Source organism: Pseudanabaena sp. lw0831, from assembly GCF_016584665.1.
In the GTDB taxonomy this organism is placed as follows: Bacteria; Cyanobacteriota; Cyanobacteriia; order Pseudanabaenales; family Pseudanabaenaceae; genus Pseudanabaena.
Window position 1 is genome coordinate 116,427 of sequence record NZ_BBJB01000085.1, and the last position, 16,307, is coordinate 132,733.

Annotated in this window: 14 protein-coding genes; 8 read left to right on the top strand and 6 right to left on the bottom strand. The window is 42.6% G+C overall.

Annotated elements, in window-relative coordinates; genetic code table 11:
• Nucleotides 1–14 precede the first annotated feature (14 nt).
• A complete protein-coding gene (locus APA_RS18500; protein WP_201323724.1) occupies nt 15–776 on the bottom strand; it encodes a DsbA family protein in 762 nt (253 codons plus the stop codon).
• A gap of 331 nt (nt 777–1,107) precedes the next feature.
• Here APA_RS18500 and APA_RS18505 point away from each other — a divergent pair, with 331 nt between their 5' ends.
• Complete coding sequence (locus APA_RS18505) at nt 1,108–1,371, top strand: hypothetical protein (protein ID WP_201323725.1); 264 nt, start codon at nt 1,108–1,110, stop codon at nt 1,369–1,371.
• Between the two features lie 63 nt (nt 1,372–1,434).
• On the opposite strand, the gene APA_RS18510 is transcribed toward APA_RS18505, so the two are convergent.
• The gene (locus APA_RS18510; RefSeq protein WP_201323726.1) at nt 1,435–3,456 is read right to left on the bottom strand and encodes a PAS domain-containing hybrid sensor histidine kinase/response regulator; all 2,022 of its coding nucleotides are present in this window, start codon (nt 3,454–3,456) and stop codon (nt 1,435–1,437) included.
• Nucleotides 3,457–4,060: 604 nt separating this feature from the next.
• Between APA_RS18510 and APA_RS18515 the strand changes: the two genes are divergently transcribed.
• A complete protein-coding gene (locus APA_RS18515) occupies nt 4,061–4,276 on the top strand; it encodes a DUF2949 domain-containing protein (RefSeq protein ID WP_103670384.1) in 216 nt (71 codons plus the stop codon).
• Between the two features lie 51 nt (nt 4,277–4,327).
• On the opposite strand, the gene APA_RS18520 is transcribed toward APA_RS18515, so the two are convergent.
• From APA_RS18520 to APA_RS18530, 3 genes are all read right to left on the bottom strand, one after another.
• Nucleotides 4,328–4,600 (bottom strand): MoaD/ThiS family protein, encoded by a 273-nt coding sequence (locus APA_RS18520; protein WP_201323727.1) that lies wholly within the window; start codon nt 4,598–4,600, stop codon nt 4,328–4,330.
• Between the two features lie 102 nt (nt 4,601–4,702).
• Nucleotides 4,703–5,665, bottom strand: coding sequence for a PhoH family protein (locus APA_RS18525; RefSeq protein WP_201323728.1), 963 nt, complete (start codon nt 5,663–5,665; stop codon nt 4,703–4,705).
• A 210-nt stretch (nt 5,666–5,875) separates the two neighbouring features.
• Nucleotides 5,876–7,033, bottom strand: a complete 1,158-nt coding sequence (locus tag APA_RS18530; protein ID WP_201323729.1) for a peptidylprolyl isomerase — start codon at nt 7,031–7,033, stop codon at nt 5,876–5,878.
• 105 nt (nt 7,034–7,138) lie between these two features.
• On the opposite strand from APA_RS18530, the gene APA_RS18535 reads away from it, so the two are divergent.
• From APA_RS18535 to APA_RS18555, 5 genes are all read left to right on the top strand, one after another.
• Entirely contained in the window at nt 7,139–9,091 is a 1,953-nt protein-coding gene (locus APA_RS18535; RefSeq protein WP_201323730.1) for a PAS domain S-box protein, read from the top strand.
• A gap of 137 nt (nt 9,092–9,228) precedes the next feature.
• Nucleotides 9,229–10,761, top strand: a complete 1,533-nt coding sequence (locus APA_RS18540) for a hypothetical protein (RefSeq protein WP_201323731.1) — start codon at nt 9,229–9,231, stop codon at nt 10,759–10,761.
• Between the two features lie 190 nt (nt 10,762–10,951).
• Complete coding sequence (locus APA_RS18545) at nt 10,952–12,265, top strand: dihydrolipoamide acetyltransferase family protein (RefSeq protein WP_201323732.1); 1,314 nt, start codon at nt 10,952–10,954, stop codon at nt 12,263–12,265.
• A gap of 81 nt (nt 12,266–12,346) precedes the next feature.
• On the top strand, nt 12,347–13,036 hold the full coding sequence (locus APA_RS18550) for a Uma2 family endonuclease (RefSeq protein WP_201323733.1): 690 nt from the start codon (nt 12,347–12,349) through the stop codon (nt 13,034–13,036).
• A gap of 85 nt (nt 13,037–13,121) precedes the next feature.
• On the top strand, nt 13,122–13,907 hold the full coding sequence (locus tag APA_RS18555; protein WP_201323734.1) for a DUF3120 domain-containing protein: 786 nt from the start codon (nt 13,122–13,124) through the stop codon (nt 13,905–13,907).
• Between the two features lie 183 nt (nt 13,908–14,090).
• Here the strand turns inward: APA_RS18555 and APA_RS18560 are convergent, their stop codons facing one another.
• Nucleotides 14,091–15,521, bottom strand: a complete 1,431-nt coding sequence (locus tag APA_RS18560; protein WP_201323735.1) for an MFS transporter — start codon at nt 15,519–15,521, stop codon at nt 14,091–14,093.
• A 377-nt stretch (nt 15,522–15,898) separates the two neighbouring features.
• Here APA_RS18560 and trxA point away from each other — a divergent pair, with 377 nt between their 5' ends.
• Entirely contained in the window at nt 15,899–16,228 is a 330-nt protein-coding gene (trxA, locus tag APA_RS18565) for a thioredoxin (protein ID WP_201323736.1), read from the top strand.
• Nucleotides 16,229–16,307 lie beyond the last annotated feature (79 nt).

The window sequence follows — 16,307 nt, forward strand, 5'->3', positions numbered from 1 at the left end:
AGGCTCTATTAAAACTATTTACCCGCTTTAATTTGAGCAACTAATGCTTCTAATTCTTTAATGTCGGGGACTCCAGAGAAAAATACTCCATTCACTACAAATGAAGGCGTACCACGTACTCCTAAAGACTTCCCAAGTTCAAAATCTTTCTTGATCGCCGCTTTCGCTTCTTCGCTCTTGCGATCGCGATTAAAGCGATCGACATCAAGTTTCAACGTATTGGCAAGTTCCAGATAAAACTCTTCACCAAGTTTGCCCTGCTGCTCAAATAAAGCATCATGATATTCCCAAAACTTGCCCTGTTGTGAAGCAGCCCAAGCCGCAAAAGCAGCAGGTTCTGCCTGAGGATGAATCTCCTTAAGTGGGAAATGCTTAAACACTAAAGTGACATCATTCTGATTTTTTGCCATGAATTCCTTCACCACAGCATATCCTCTTGCACAAAAAGGACATTCAAAATCGGAGAACTCCGCCATGATGATTTTCTGGCTTGCGGAACCTGTAACTGGTGAATTGCGAAGTAGTAGGCGAGGTTCTTGGCGAATCTGAGATAGCACCTTAGAGCGCAACTGTTCTTCTTGTTGCGCCTGAGATTTTTGATAGGACTGTACTGAGTCTAAAATCACCTGTGGATTTTTACGGATGATTTCTAAGACTTTTGTTTCAAATTGAGCATCAGACAGTTGAGCGTTTGCCGATTGTCCTGTAGAAGCACAACTAGTAATCATCAGTAAGAGTGCAACTAAAACTGAGATCAGGTATGGTTGGAGTCGCATTACAAAAACATCCCAAATAGAAGGCGGAATTCTTTTCGTCTTAAGTCTACACGATCTCTAATCAAAACCGATTTTAGGGTTTTCAGCGCTTGCAGCGCTGAAAACCCTAAAATCGGTTTTGATTAGCATTGCTATATTTCTTACGCCTTAAGGGTTATGTGATTTAATAAGGAACCAATTTTTAGCGGCGAGGCTTCGCTGCTCCACTAAAAATTAGTTCCTTATGGGTGATGACAGGATATGTTAAGTTATACTAAGTTTAGTTAAGATTACAAACGAAATTGATTTGAGACGTAGTTAAAAAATCTTACTGATACCAATAGACACAATAATGACCGCTATTACAGATACTTCCAACAGTCAGACTCTAATAATTGCAGGTAGCTATTCTGAATATTTAAACTGGCGCAAAAAAAATCCATCTATTAAATCTTGTAAGTATGTAGAACGGATTGAAGATATACAGGGAATACACGGATTTTTAGCTAATATTGTTCTCTATGGAGATTATGAGCATAATCCTGTCTATAACACCTTAAGAATGCGCGAGCTTTTAGCTGAACGTGATTCTCCATTTCGCGCATATGTGCGTTAGAGAATTAAACCCGCAAAAGACAAATCGCCTGCGTAGCAGGCGATTTGTCTTTTGCGGGTTTAGTTAATTGTAAATATATTTCAAGTTTAGATGCTCTGCCATTCTGTCAAAAACTTTATCTTCAGTAAATGGTTTAGAAAGAAATCCATCGAACCCATTCAGAAATAAATCTTCTTCTCTAATCTCAACCAAGCTGGCTGTTAAAGCAATTATTTGGACTTTCTGCGATGCGGCAATATTTTGCGCTTTCTCAAGTTCTCTGATTGCCGATGTAGCTTCTTGCCCATTCATGATCGGCATTCTGACATCCATCCAGATCAAATGTGGTGTCCAAGATTGCCATACATCGATCGCATCCTGTCCATTAGTAACTTCGCGCACTTCAATTCCTAGCGGGGATAAAATTCTCGTTAATAGTTGGCGGTTCAGACGCATATCTTCAGCGATTAAGATACGGTAAACTTGATTACCCTCAAGCCCAATTACTCGCCGCAGTGATTTAGTTGGAGAATCGAAACTAAAAAGATCTAAGGATTTAACGGGAATGTCAAATCTGAAGGTAGAACCTTCGCCAACTTTACTGATGACAAACATTTGACCACCCATTAGCCTCACATAGTTATAGCTAATCGATAGTCCTAGTCCAGTCCCTTCTTGCGATCGCTTACCAGAATCAGTTTGGACAAAAGGCTGAAATAGGGTTAACACTTCTGCTTCGGAAATACCTGCACCAGTGTCTTCCACTTCAAAACATAGGCAACGAGGAATCTCAGAAACTTCTCCAGCTATTTTTGCTATGTTTTCAGGTAAGTTGCGAACATCCACACGCACAAGAATATGTCCTGAGTCCGTAAATTTGATGGCGTTACCGATTAAGTTGATCAATATTTGGCGTAATTTACCTTCATCGGTATAAATATAGGGAGGAACATCTGGTTGAATACTCACATCAAAAGATAAATCTTTTTCTTGAGCCTTCAGATACAACATATCTCTTGCAGTATCTACGATGTCGTATAGAGAGCATTCCTTCTCGCGCAGAAGTACGCTGCCAGCTTCGAGCTTTGACATTTCTAAAATGTCATTAATCATCGCCAGTAGGTGATTGCCACTATTACAGATGGTTTGGAGGTCAGTCTGGTGCTGCTCATTTAACTCTTGGTCATAGAGCATAAGCTGAGCAAAGCCAAGAATTGCGTTCAGAGGAGTACGCAACTCATGACTCATATTTGCTAAAAAGGCTGCCTTAGAACGGCTTGCTGACTCGGCGGCTTCTTTGGCTAGCTTAAGGTCATAAGTACGTTCCTCAACTCGTTGTTCTAAGAGGTTGGCTTGTTCTCGTAGTTTTGCTTCTGACTCACGTAGTGCAAGTTCTATCTTTTTAAGCAACGTAATATCATAGAAAGTGTTTAATAAGACTTGTTCGCCTTTTAGCCATAGTGGATGTACAGATGCTAGCACCCACAAGGGTTCTTGATTGGCTTTGCATAGACGAATTTCATAGTCACGCACTTTTTGGTTTTGTAAAAAATGCTGCTGTAAAATCTCCCATTCTGCGGGTAAGTAGTAAAGATCTTTAATCGATCGCTGTATTAAATCGTGGGATTCTCTTTGGAGGATTGTGCCAGCACTAGTATTAGCATATGTAATCGCACCATCAGAGAGTCTACTAACCAGCATTGCCATACTAGTTGATTCTGCGATCGTTCTAAACTGCTCCTCGCTTTGGTGCATAGTCTCGACAGCACGATTGTATTGCTCATATTCGATCGCATCACCATGCTCAGTGCTAGTCGCTAGCATAATTTCGAGATCGCTTTTATCTCGATAGACAATTTCTAAGATTGATTGCAGGGTGGCTTGAGCCATCTTGCGCTCGATGATTTCACTTTTTAGTCTTTTATTAACATCTAGTAGCTCCGCTTCAACAAGATCGCCATGTTCAACTGCGGTTAATAATGAGTTTTCCAGATCACTATTTTCCATCTGAAGTCGGCTGACTTGCATTCGTAATCCTTTGACTTCTTGCTGGAGTTTTTGCCAGTCTTTCGTAGATATTTCTTCAGAAAATTTGGAATTGTCCATGTAGAGGGATTTTGCTAAAGCAAACAAATTATTTAAAAGTGTCCAAAGCAAGAGCAAAGCAATTTAGACATATGCACAACTGTAATCAATTCTAAATTATGAAACCGATTTTAGGGTTTGCAGCACCTGCGGCGCTACAAACCCTAAAATCGGTTTTGAGTCAAGTCTGCCGCCGGCGGACTTGACTCAAAACCGATTTTTATAATGAGAATTGCTAAGACACACGATGCAGTAATTTTTAGATGTTAAAAGTTTACTAAATTTAGTATGTGCTTTTAGAGATTATACTCCCTTCCCAGTGAAGAATTAGTGGTGCGCGGCTTCGCCGCGCACCACTAATTCTTCATTTTAAAACGTCTATTCTTTTGGTGAAAAGGGAGTATTCAGTTAGTTTATGTCAAATTTTTTTGACATATCCGTCAATTATGCTTACTTGCATTAAGATTAGTCAGACCGAAAATACGAGATGCGACGTGACTCGCCACACCTCGTATTTTTCGGTTTATGCCCTGACAAAAAATAACTTTGACGGACGTTGATAGATGTGGTAAGGTTCGCTACGCTATCAATCCAAATTGCCTAAGTAATTAGTTATTTGATCTCAATGAGTTATCACTCCCAGACATACGCGATCGCTAGTCGCCAAGAAGATTTAGAGAGACACCTGCTGGAGTTGTCTGTCGTTGACCGTGAGCAGTTGGCGGTTGCCAAACGCTGGCAAGCTCGCCAAGAAGGTCCATTGCTAATGATTTTATTACAGCTTAGTTTTATTGACCTGCATCAGTTTAGTGGCTTACTTGACTGGTCTGGACAGGGCTAATCCAAAAAAAGCAAAGCTCCCGCTACGCGGGAGCTTTGCTTTTTTTTGGATTTATCCACCACTTACAGGGGGGATCAGTGCGACCTCGTCACCATTTTTAAGAATTGTCTGTGGTTCTGCAAAATTGAGATTTACTGCATAACGAGTTAGCGATCGCCATTTCTCAAGATGTGGGTGTTGACTGACTAAGCGATCGAATATTTGCGATACCGAAGTACCTGACGCTAGCGTAATTTGCATTTCATCTGTAGCGAGTATCTCCTGAAAAATTGCAAATAATTTGACAGTGATTTGAATATCTTCAGAGATTGGTTCGTGGTTCATAGTTTTACAGCGCTTTGCTCTGAAATGAGAACCAAGCTTTCTGTTAATCGTAGGGGCAATTCATGAATTGCCCCTACGATTAACAGAAGCTTGGAGCTTATGTTAATCCGCTTCTGCGTTTTCGTAAGCGGCAATGATGTTATGCACTAGAGGATGGCGCACTACATCATTCTTATCAAACAAGTTAAAGGAAACTCCTTCGACTCCTTTGAGAATATTCATGGCGATGATTAAGCCCGATTTTTGATGACGGGGTAGATCAATCTGGGTAATGTCGCCTGTTACGACCATACGCGATTTAAACCCCAGTCGCGTTAAGACCATTTTCATTTGGGCGGCTGTTGTGTTTTGGGCTTCGTCAACGATGATGAACGAGTTACTGAGGGTGCGTCCGCGCATATAGGCAAGAGGCGCGACTTCGATAATGCCACGCTCCATTAATTGCGGAACTTTCTCTGCGCCGATCATTTCGTTCATTGCGTCGTAGAGAGGACGTAGATAGGGATCAATTTTTTGCTGTAAGTCTCCAGGGAGGAAACCGAGGCTCTCACCTGCTTCGACTGCTGGGCGAGTGAGGATAATCCGCTCAAACTTGTTGCTTTGCAATGCGCTCACCGCAGCAACAGCGGCGAGATAGGTTTTTCCAGTACCCGCTGGCCCCACACCAAAGATTAAATCGTGATTTTCCATCGCCTGCACATATTGCTGCTGACGATAGGTGCGTGGCTGCACTGAGTCACCACGACGATTACGAGAAATAGTAGCGCGATCGCGCCATTCGCCAGAGCGTTCCTCCGCGATCGCTTCACGAGCAGCGCGAATATCTACGGCTGCGATCGTTTTTTCCTGCGACCACAATGGCTTCAGGGCATTAACCATCTGTTCTACAAGGCTTATCTGCTCTGTCGTACCATCAATTAATAGGTCTTGTCCCCGCATGATTATCCGCACACCTGTTGTTTCGGCAAGTAGCTTGAGGTTTTCCTCGCGTGTCCCTGCAAGACAGATTGCACTACTAGGATTTGGCAAGCTCAAAATATACGGTTCGTTGCGGGGAGTACCCATTAAATTAGTTATCCTCTGGTTGTGATTGTGATACATAGCGCTTTGTGTTCAAACCCGAACCAAGAAATTCCTAAGACCCTCACCCCTAGCCCCTCTCCCTCTTGGGAGAGGGGGACAAGAAAACCTCAATAAGTTATCTTGCGCCCCTTCTCCCCTCTTGGGAGAAGGGGCTGGGGGATGAGGGCAGAGCTTCGCTCTAAGTAAGGTGTATTACTTGATTAAATTTTCAGCGCCACTAATGACACGGGCTGACAAAATTTTGTCGCCTAGTCTTAGTTTATCCAAAGTTTCCTTGCCATCGGTGACATATCCAAAAACGGTATAGTTGCCATCAAGCAAATTTAAACCTGCGGGAGTTAATTCTGATTCAAATAGGTAGATAAAAAACTGCGATGAACCAGCATTAGCATCTTCATTAGGATGCGCCATGGCAACAGTCCCAAAGGCAGCAAAGGGCAGTACGGGTAATGTGCCTGACAAACCTTGTTCTTCAAAGGTTTTGCCATAGGTAGGAACTTTTTGATCGGGTAGGCGCACTTCGATTGGGACAGTCCGATATTTTTTGGTTGTAGGATCGATGTAGCCATCGGCTTTACCATCAGGATCGCCAGTCTGCAAGTAATAATTTTCGTCGGCTCGCGTGAAAGTTAGCCCATCGTAAAAGCCTTTCTGTACGAGATCGACAAATTGACCTGCATTGACTGGTGCGTTGTAGCCATCCACCGTAATCGTGGCATTACCTTTTTCGGTGGATATCTCTACTAGGGCGCGTCCCTTGAGTTGGGGCAATTGGGCATATTGGGCAGGAACTTCAAAGGGGAAGGCTTGAATAAAGTCAGATTCGACTAAACCTACATAGTCCAAGGCTCTTTCTGACAGGGCTTTAACACTGTTGCGATCTTTGACTGCGATCGCCTCCTGTAAAGGTACAAGGGCTGTCGTTAAGCTATTCAAATGTTCGGTTACTAATCCTTGGAGATCGCTGCTAACTTCAGCAATCAACTGTGACTGATTTTGACTTAGGGTTTGCGAGAGCGTTTCAATATCTCTTTTGAGGTTGCTCCACCTTTTGAGATTGGCTTGGCGAGGCATTTGCTCCAAGGTGAGCTGGACATCGCGCAGCACTTCGCTATCAATCGGTAACGCATTTCTCAGGATGACACGAGGATCTTTAATCGCACTTTTGGTTGGTAGTGCTGCTATGCTTGGCGCGATCGCCGATACCATCGTCAAACAAGTCACAAGCAAACAAGCGATCGTGAACGTTATGCCTTTAAACCACAAAGATCTTCGAGAGACAAGATCTTTGTGCTGATTTGTTAGATCGCTGGTTCTTTCTAAATTACGATTTAAATTAAGATTTAACATTGCACTCAAAAACTAAATTAGCCACTTAAAAATGCTATTGCATTTGGTTGCACAGTTAGGCAAACTTAATTTGATTTCATGCAGTCCTATCTTTAAAAATTCATTATGACGGACGCAAGTATCGATTTAACAGAAGAGCATCATCCAAATCACGATGCTGACAAAGCTGATAAATCAGATCTATCAGCACTAAAAAGCGATCGCCTATTTAGATCGATCATGGAAAATGTTGCAGATTTAATTGCAGTGATCGATGCTAAAGGCTATCGCATTTACAATAGTCCTTCCTATCAGAGAGTCTTGGGCTATACATCGGCAGAACTCAAAGGCACATGGGCGTACGATAAGATTCATCCCGATGATCAAGAGCAAGTATTAAAAGCGGCGGCAGAAACCTTAAAAACGGGTGTAGGTAAATCTTTAGAATATCGGATGCAGCATAAAGACGGAAGTTGGCGAATTTTAGAATCATCAGGCAGTGTGATGCGCGATGGACAGGGTAATGTTCAAAATATTGTGATTGTGGCTCATGATATAAGTGATCGCAAAAAAGAGCAGTGGGAACGCCGTCGCGCCGAAAGAGAACTAGAGCGATCGCGTCAAAGTTATAAAGATCTGGTCAGACGTGAGGAAATGTTAAACCGTCGCCTTACTAGCCAGATTCGCAATTCCCTTGATCTAGATACGATCCTTGCCACGGCTGTTAATGAAATACAGGATCTATTACTGATCGATCTATGTAATTTCTTTTGGCATGTGCCCAATACTAATCCGCCAGAGTTTCAGCTTGTGCATTTTGCGGCTAGTCATAACTTTCTTGAAGCCGCCACCAGTTATCCTCTGTCTCAATTGCCTCAATTGGGTCAGCGTTTGCTTAGCCAAGAAATTATTCAGATTCAATCGATTTACACTAATCCAGAATTGGATAATATTAGTCGGATGCTTCTCGCTGAAAGAGGTTTTACTTCGCAGTTACTTGTGCCGATCAAAACCCGATCGCAAAAATTGGGGGTGATTGTGGCGGCGCATTGTCAAGGTAGTCGTCCTTGGGATGCAGACGAAGTAGGACTTTTACAAGCCGTGGCGAACCAATTAGCGATCGCTATCGATCAAGCCGAGCTATTTGACTCTGCTCAGACCAATGCTGCCAATGCCCAAGCTCAATCCATCCTGATCGAAAAAGCCCTTGCTGATTTGCAACAAACCCAGAGCCAACTGATTCAGACTGAAAAAATGTCGAGTCTTGGTCAATTAGTAGCAGGGGTTGCCCATGAGATTAATAATCCTGTCAACTTTATCTATGGCAATCTCAACCATGCCAACCGTTCTGTCCAGAATCTGCTAGATGCGATCGCTCTTTATCAAACAAATTATCCAGAACCAGTTCCCGAAATCTCCAAATTTCTCGATGAGATCGATCTGGAATTCCTTAAAGAAGATCTGCCGAAGATGCTGACATCGATGAAAATCGGAGCCGACCGCATTCGCCAAATTGTCTTGTCTTTACGAAATTTTTCACGCACTGACCAAGAAGGAAGAAAACCCTTTAATATCCATGAAGGATTGGATAGTACGTTACTGATTTTGCAAAATCGCCTTAAAGCTTATGGCGATCGTCCTGCGATTAATTTAACTAAGCGTTATGGCAATATCCCGATTGTCAATGTCTACGCGGGGCAACTCAATCAGGTGTTTATGAACATTTTAAGCAATGCGATCGATGCGATCGATGAGAGTGTCGCTAATTGCGATCAAGCTACCGATATTTCCCAGCACCAAGCCAATGAAATTTCGATCGTTACTGAGTTGAAGCCGCCCACACCTGAAAATCATCAATTAATGGTGGTGATCCGCATTGCCGATAATGGGCGTGGTATTCCTGAAGATATCCTCAAAAAGCTCTTCGATCCCTTTTTTACCACGAAGCCTGTGGGCAAAGGCACAGGATTGGGGCTATCAATTAGTTATCAAATTGTGGTAGAGAAGCATCATGGTAGATTGGAATGCTTTTCTAAAGTCGGCGTAGGGACAGAGTTTAGGATTGAAATTCCAGTATAAGTAGATAAATCCTAAAAAATGTCCCGCTCGCGCAGCGGGCGGGACATTTTTTAGCTTAGGGAGTAAAAGAGGCACGAATTATACCTTCTACTATTTAGTTTTTCGATTATTCTAGGCATTGTAGCGATCGCCCCACTATGAAATCTAACTCACCCGACAATAACGCATCACCTTTACAAAATATTTTCTCTTGGGTTAAGAACACACCTGAGCGAGCAATTGATGAGGCTTTTGAAGCGGCTGTTAACATCAAGCGGATTGAAGAAGAAACCTTCAATGGCAATAAAATCGCTAACGATGGTAGTTTTGGTAGCAATGTATTTAGTGTGTTTGAGATCCAGCTTCAGAAGTATCTCCGAACGATCAATTCGCGACTAAGTTTTTATAAAGTAAGTGCCTCGCTGCCCTATTTACAGACTCAAAGCTCCAGCAATCTTGCCAATACTGCGATCGCTAAATATGCAGCCAACAATCAAGACAATGATCCCGTTGGCAATGGAGAATTATCAGCAAATCAACTAGGTGGGAATAGTCGTAGATTTTCTATTTATCAGAAACTTGCTTTTATTGATTACACTCTCGAAAGATATAACCGTGCCAGCGCTCAGACTATTGATGTTGTTGTTAAATCTTCAGCTAACACCAACTCATCCAATAGTAGGAAAAACATAGAATTAGATGAATCTGAGGTAGAACCTGACGAAAAGTTTCAACTCTTTAAAAATTCCAAGCCTAAGAGTTATAGACGACCTCCTCAGCAGGTGACATCTGTGGAGAAGAGTATTTTACCTGGTTCATTCTTTAAAGCTTTTGATCGGGTTAAACGTAATCTTAGTGGCTCATATTCTGACTATGAAAAAGATATTGTTGAAGAGCTAAGACAGTCACAACAGCGGATTAAACAGGCTTTACGCTACATTGTGGTTCTCGTGATTTCTGTAATTGTAGTGCAGTTTTTATCGAAAGCAGTGATTTTTAGTCCAATGATCAATAGCTTTATTGATGCTAATAATATGACTGTCAAGTTTAGTCCTGCGATCGAGGAAAAAGCTTTTAACGTGCTGCGATTAGCTAAAGAAAGAATTGAATTTGATTACATGATCAAATCAATTGTGCTGGAGCAAACAAAAGAGAAGAAAGAAACATCTGAGAAACAAGAAACTGCTCAGAAGCAAGAAACTGTGGAGAAACAAGAAGCTCTTACACCTAAAGAAAAAGCGTCAGAAGAAATTGAATCTTTAATACAGCAAGAATCTGTCAAAATCTTAAAAAGATTCAACGCTGAAAGCCTTGACGGTGTTAAGAACTTACTAGCCGATATTACTGCTGCTTTTGTCTTTTACCTTTTTCTGCTTTCAGGACGCAAAGAACTAGAAACTATTAAAGAATTTCTAGATGAAGTTCTTTATAGTCTCAATGACAATGCAAAAGCCTTCTTGATTATTATCGCAACTGATACCTTTGTGGGATTCCACTCCAGCGAAGGATGGGATGCTTTGTTGACAGTTTTATTTAGTCATTTTGGACTACCTGAAAATAAAATCTTGGCACAATCTTTTATCTCAACAGTTCCTGTGTTTTTGGATGGACTTTTCAAATTCTGGATTTTCCAATACTTAACTCAGGCTTCACCCGCTACCGCCACAATCTATCGAGAAATGAACGAATAAGCTTGACAGCACTTTGTGCGTAAGAAAAAACTAAAGATAAAAGGCGGCGCTTCGCGCCGCCTTTTATCTTTGAACGGAGAATTGCTGTAAGCGATCGCAAAAACAAGTTAAGATTTATGATGGCTTAGCGACCCAGCCGTTGACAGCCGTTGACTTTGTTAGTTGTGCAATAGATTTTTAAAAATTCCCTATGATTTACGAAATTTTCATGCCCGCGCTTAGCTCCACTATGACCGAAGGAAAAATCACCTCTTGGGTGAAATCACCTGGTGACAAAGTGGAAAAAGGCGAAACTGTCGTGATTGTAGAGTCTGACAAAGCTGATATGGATGTCGAAACCTTCTATGAAGGTTATCTCGGTGTAATCATTACCCCCGCAGGCGAATCTGCCCCAGTCGGTTCCGCGATCGCCTATGTCGCAGAGACCAAAGAAGAAATCGAAGAAGCTAAGTTAAAAGCGGCTGGTAAATCCTCGTCACAAAATGGATTGGCTGCACCCCAATTATCTGAAGATCCTCCCGCTAAATTAGTTTCCACGCCTACGGCAGCCTCGGTTGCCTCGATCCCTGATGTCGTTGTCTCCTCACCACGCAAATCTGCGATCGCTCCATCATCAGGTCGCCAAATCGTATCCCCAAGAGCCAAGCGCATTGCTAAGGATAATGGGCTTGACTTAGCTAAAATTTCAGGAACTGGACCCAACGGACGAGTTACTGCCGCCGATGTCGAAGCATTTCTCCAACCTGCATCTGCACCTGTAGCTAAGTCATCTGCGATCGCAACCGCTGTTGCACCTGCACCTGTCGCCAAAGCGGCAGCTCCCGTGGCACTAGGAACTACGCAAGCACTGACGACTTTCCAAAAAGCGGTAGTCAACAACATGAATCAGAGCCTTTCAGTGCCTGTGTTCCGTGTTGGTTATACGATTACCACTGATGCTCTTGATACTCTTTACAAGCAAGTCAAGACTAAGGGCGTGACCATGACGGCATTGCTTGCCAAGGCTGTAGCTGTGACTTTGCAAAAGCATCCTTTGATTAATGCTAGCTATAGCGATCGCGGTATTGAGTACAAGAGCAATATTAATGTTGCTGTCGCTGTCGCTATGGATGACGGTGGCTTGATTACGCCTGTATTAAAAAATGCTGATCAAACTGACCTCTATAGTCTCTCCCGTGATTGGAAAGGGCTAGTCGATCGCGCTCGTGCGAAGCAATTGCAACCCGATGAATACAACTCTGGCACATTCACCATTTCCAACTTGGGTATGTTTGGCGTAGATCGCTTTGATGCGATTTTGCCCCCTGGTACTGGTGCAATTTTAGCTGTTGGTGGATCTCGCCCTCAAGTTGTGGCAACCAAAGATGGCGCAATCAAAGTCAGCAGCCAAATGCAAGTCAATCTCACCGCCGATCACCGTGTCATTTATGGCGCTCATGCCGCTCAGTTCTTGCAAGATTTAGCTAAACTAATTGAAACCAATCCTCAATCTCTGACTCTTTAAAACCCTCCCAAAAAGAAAGGCGACGCTTCGCTTCGCCTTTCTTTTTTAGCTACAATTTCAGTAGTATCTGAGTAATTCGCCATGATTGCTGTAACCAAGCCCTCTGCGATCGCAACCGCATCATCTACGATTACGGTTGAACAGATTCGCCCTGTTGCCGAGCAACGCATTCTCCTAGAAAATGTTAGCTGGAAAACTTTTGAGCAATTACTTGACGATCTAGGCGATCGCCGCAGCACTTTATTTCATTACATCAACGGTAATTTAGAAATTATGTCGCCAATGGCGTTACATGAGCGGAGCAATCGCTTTATTGATGATTTAATTCGGGTGTTGTCCGATGAGCTAGAGCTAGAACTATGTAAATGTGGCTCGTTATTAATGCGTATTCCCGATCTCAAGGTTGGTGCAGAACCAGATTCTTGCTACTACATTGCAAATGAGCCAGTAATTCGGAGTAAAAAGGTAATTACTGTAGGACAAGATCCACCACCTGATCTAGTTTTAGAAGTTGATATCACCAATCCTAGCGATCGCCGTTTACCGATCTATGCCCTGCTTAATATTCCTGAAATTTGGCGCTATGACGGCTATAACTTAGAATTTCTCGCTTTGGAAAATGGAGAATATATAAAAACAGAGTGCAGCTTATCTTTTCCTAACTTGCTTGCGGCGATAATTGTCGAGTTTATGCAAAAACGATTTCAATTAGGCGATCGCCAAGCTCTCAAAGAATTTCGTCAATGGGTGAGAGATAACTATCCACATTAAGAAAAGATGGAGAATGTCCTAACTTACTCAAAAAAGACTGTTAATATATTAAGTAATAAAAATTAATATAACTTTTTAAGATACTTTGTTTCTATCTCCTGACAGGGTTGAACTCAAGGAGCGCTCCTTAGAACGTGCCAGATCACCAGTTCAGGAACTATCCTTAACTGCAAATATTACGTCAGCGTTTCCCCAATATCTATCAAAAAATTTACTAGCTAAAACCTATGCGTTACAACATTGGCGCGTATGGCTAGCTTCACTCTTTTTAGTATCTGTACCAGTATTTTTTGAAGCTCCACTTGTGCGCTACGCGCCTTGGTTGAGTTTGATTTGTACCGTCGGTTGGCTTGCGATCGCCAAACATCTTCAAGCAGAACCCAAATCAAGAATTTGGGGCAGCCTAATTTGGGGCTTTAGTCTGACTTGGTTATGTGGCTCTCTATATTGGGGCTGGCTACGCTGGGAGCCTGCCTATCATGTACCAGTCGAAGCTTTAGCTTTGCCTTGGGCAATCTGGGCAACTCGTCAAGATTCACACCGAGTCGGGGGGCTGTTTTATATAGGCTCACTATTCGGCACAGCTATTACCGATCTGTATTTCTACATCGCGCATCTTTTTCCTAACTGGAAAGCCTTGATGCAAGTTGAATCAAACATTAGTCTTGCTCAGCCAATTTTAAAAAATGCTTTAACTTTGGTAGAAACCCCTTGGGGAATGACTTGGGCTTGTATTCTTGCCGCATTGCTCTTGATTACTGGGAATAAAGCAATGCGATCGCCTAATCTCGCTTACTGGGCTTTTGGCGGAGCAGTGTTAGGTACGATTTTTGTAGATTTGCTATTTTTCAGCGTCGCAATATTGGGATAAAAAAAGAGTCGCTTGGCGACTCTTTTTTTTCAGGAATTATAGGCAAATAAAAACCCAGCGTTGGTGCGCTGGGTGCAGTCAGTTTAAGGCTTCATTGATTAGTAGATTACTGGAATACGTTCGATCTTCACCTCACGCGATCGGGTGAAATATCTCGATTGAAATTATTGCAGAGCAATAATTTCAATCGAGCGGTAAAGAATCCACTTTTTTGAATTCTCCATTCCAAGGTGCAAAAAATGGTAAGAGAATCATGCCAGGAATAGCTAATACCAACGTAAACAAGAAAAATAAAGCCCAGCCCTTGCCATCACTGCCAGTCAACCAAGAGAGCTGATTAATCGCTGTCCATGATGGCAGATTACGCTGAATAAATTGTGCCGACTCACCTGAAAATGGCGAAGCTAAAATATCTCGTCCAACTGCAAACAGACTCGAAAGCAGTGCAAATTGAGTTGCTGAGAAACTAGGATTGCATAACACCATCAGAAATCCTAAAAACCCTGCGGTTCCAAGACCACTGCAAAAATTCTCTACATTAATTGCAGCTAGTAAAACCAGATCATTTTTCCCAGCAACGGCGATCGCATAATAGCCAATGTTACTAATCGCTTGCAAAAATCCGAATACCCATAGCGATCGATTAACCCCAATTTTGCTAAGAATAGCTCCCCCAGCTAAAGTCCCCACAATCGTGGCAACTAGTCCAATTCCCTGTCTGACCGTGCCAATTGTGCCATCATCAAAAATAGTTTTTAAGAAAGGGACTGCCATTTTACCCACCATCGCATCGCTAAATCGATAGAAGATCGTGAATATGAGAATTAATAAAACCTTGCCCCCACCCAAGCGTTGAAAAAATTCTTGAAAAGGCTTAACTACAGCTTCATCTAATGTCGCAGGACGCGCATTAGCTTCTGGTGGTTCGGGGGCGATGAATGTGGCGATCAGTCCGAGGCTCATTACAACTGCTAGTAACACATATACCCAAGCCCAACCAAATCGACTGAGGCTTAAGCTTGTAAAACCGTTGCTGGATAGAAACTGTGAAAGCGAGGATTTCCAACTTAATCGAGTCGCCAAATTAAATCCGACAAATCCCGCAAATAGAAGTGCAATTCGATAGCCCATTACCCAAATCCCGATCCCTGCACCGACTTCCTGCACTTTTAAGACATCAGTACGATAAGCGTCGATCGCAATATCTTGAGTCGCACTGAGAAAAGCAAGAACTAAGGCGGTAACTGCTAAAACTGGTAAAGCTTCGTTCCGACTAGCTAGGGGTAAGCTATCGATCGTAAACATTTGTAATGCGATCGCCAAAATAGCAAGAACTAAACCGCCTTGTGTTAATAAAATCCAGCCTCTGCGTCGTCCTAAAAAAGGTGGCACAAAGCGATCGATAAATGGCGACCACAGAAATTTGAGTGAATATGGCAGCGAAACTAAACCTAGCCAGCCAATCGTACTAAGGTCAAACTTAGCACTGGTAAGCCATGCGCGAAATGCATCATCGGTGAGTGCATAGGGTAGTCCTGACGCAAAGCCCAGTGACAAAAGCGCCGCCATTTTGCGACTCTGAAAAACTCGAAAAAATTGGGCGATCGTATTCATACTTGCGGATTAGACTACAATATATATGTAAGCGGAGACGAAAGTTTCCGTTCACTCCTCACACCACATTCCGCCTGAGCTTATGAGCAGCAAAGGCGGTTTCTTATTTTTTGGACTAAGTTAAGAAGACTTAATTATTTGGAGGATGCGTTAGCGATCTCATAATGCATCCTACGTTATAACCAATTTTGGATTTTTACCGCCTACGGCGGTAAAAATCCAAAATTGGTTTCATGATCTTGCGAAGAGCTAACTCAATCATTGAGTGTCGAGCTTAACAATTCTGGTTTTTAGCAAATGTGCAATGCTAGCTGTTATACTACCTACACGCAATTTTTGTAAATAAAAGTTTTTAATATTTAGGGAGTTAGCAAAGCATGTCATCAGCGATCGCCGTCACAGATGCTAGCTTTGAGCAGGACGTACTTAAAAGTGACATCCCTGTTCTAGTAGATTTTTGGGCCCCTTGGTGTGGTCCCTGCCGTATGGTTGCTCCTGTAGTGGAAGAAGTCGCTACACAGTATGAGGGCAAAATCAAAGTTTTTAAGCTTAATACCGATGAGAATCCTAGCGTAGCTGGACAATATGGCATCCGCAGTATTCCCACGCTCATGTTATTTAAGGGTGGTCAACGGGTGGATGTGGTTGTAGGTGCTGTCCCTAAGACAACATTATCTTCCACGATCGAAAAGCACTTGGATAGTTAATAAATTTTCCAGTACCTAACACAAAAGGGGCGCGTAGCGCCCCTTTTGTGTTAGGTAGATAAGTGCAAAGCGCTATATA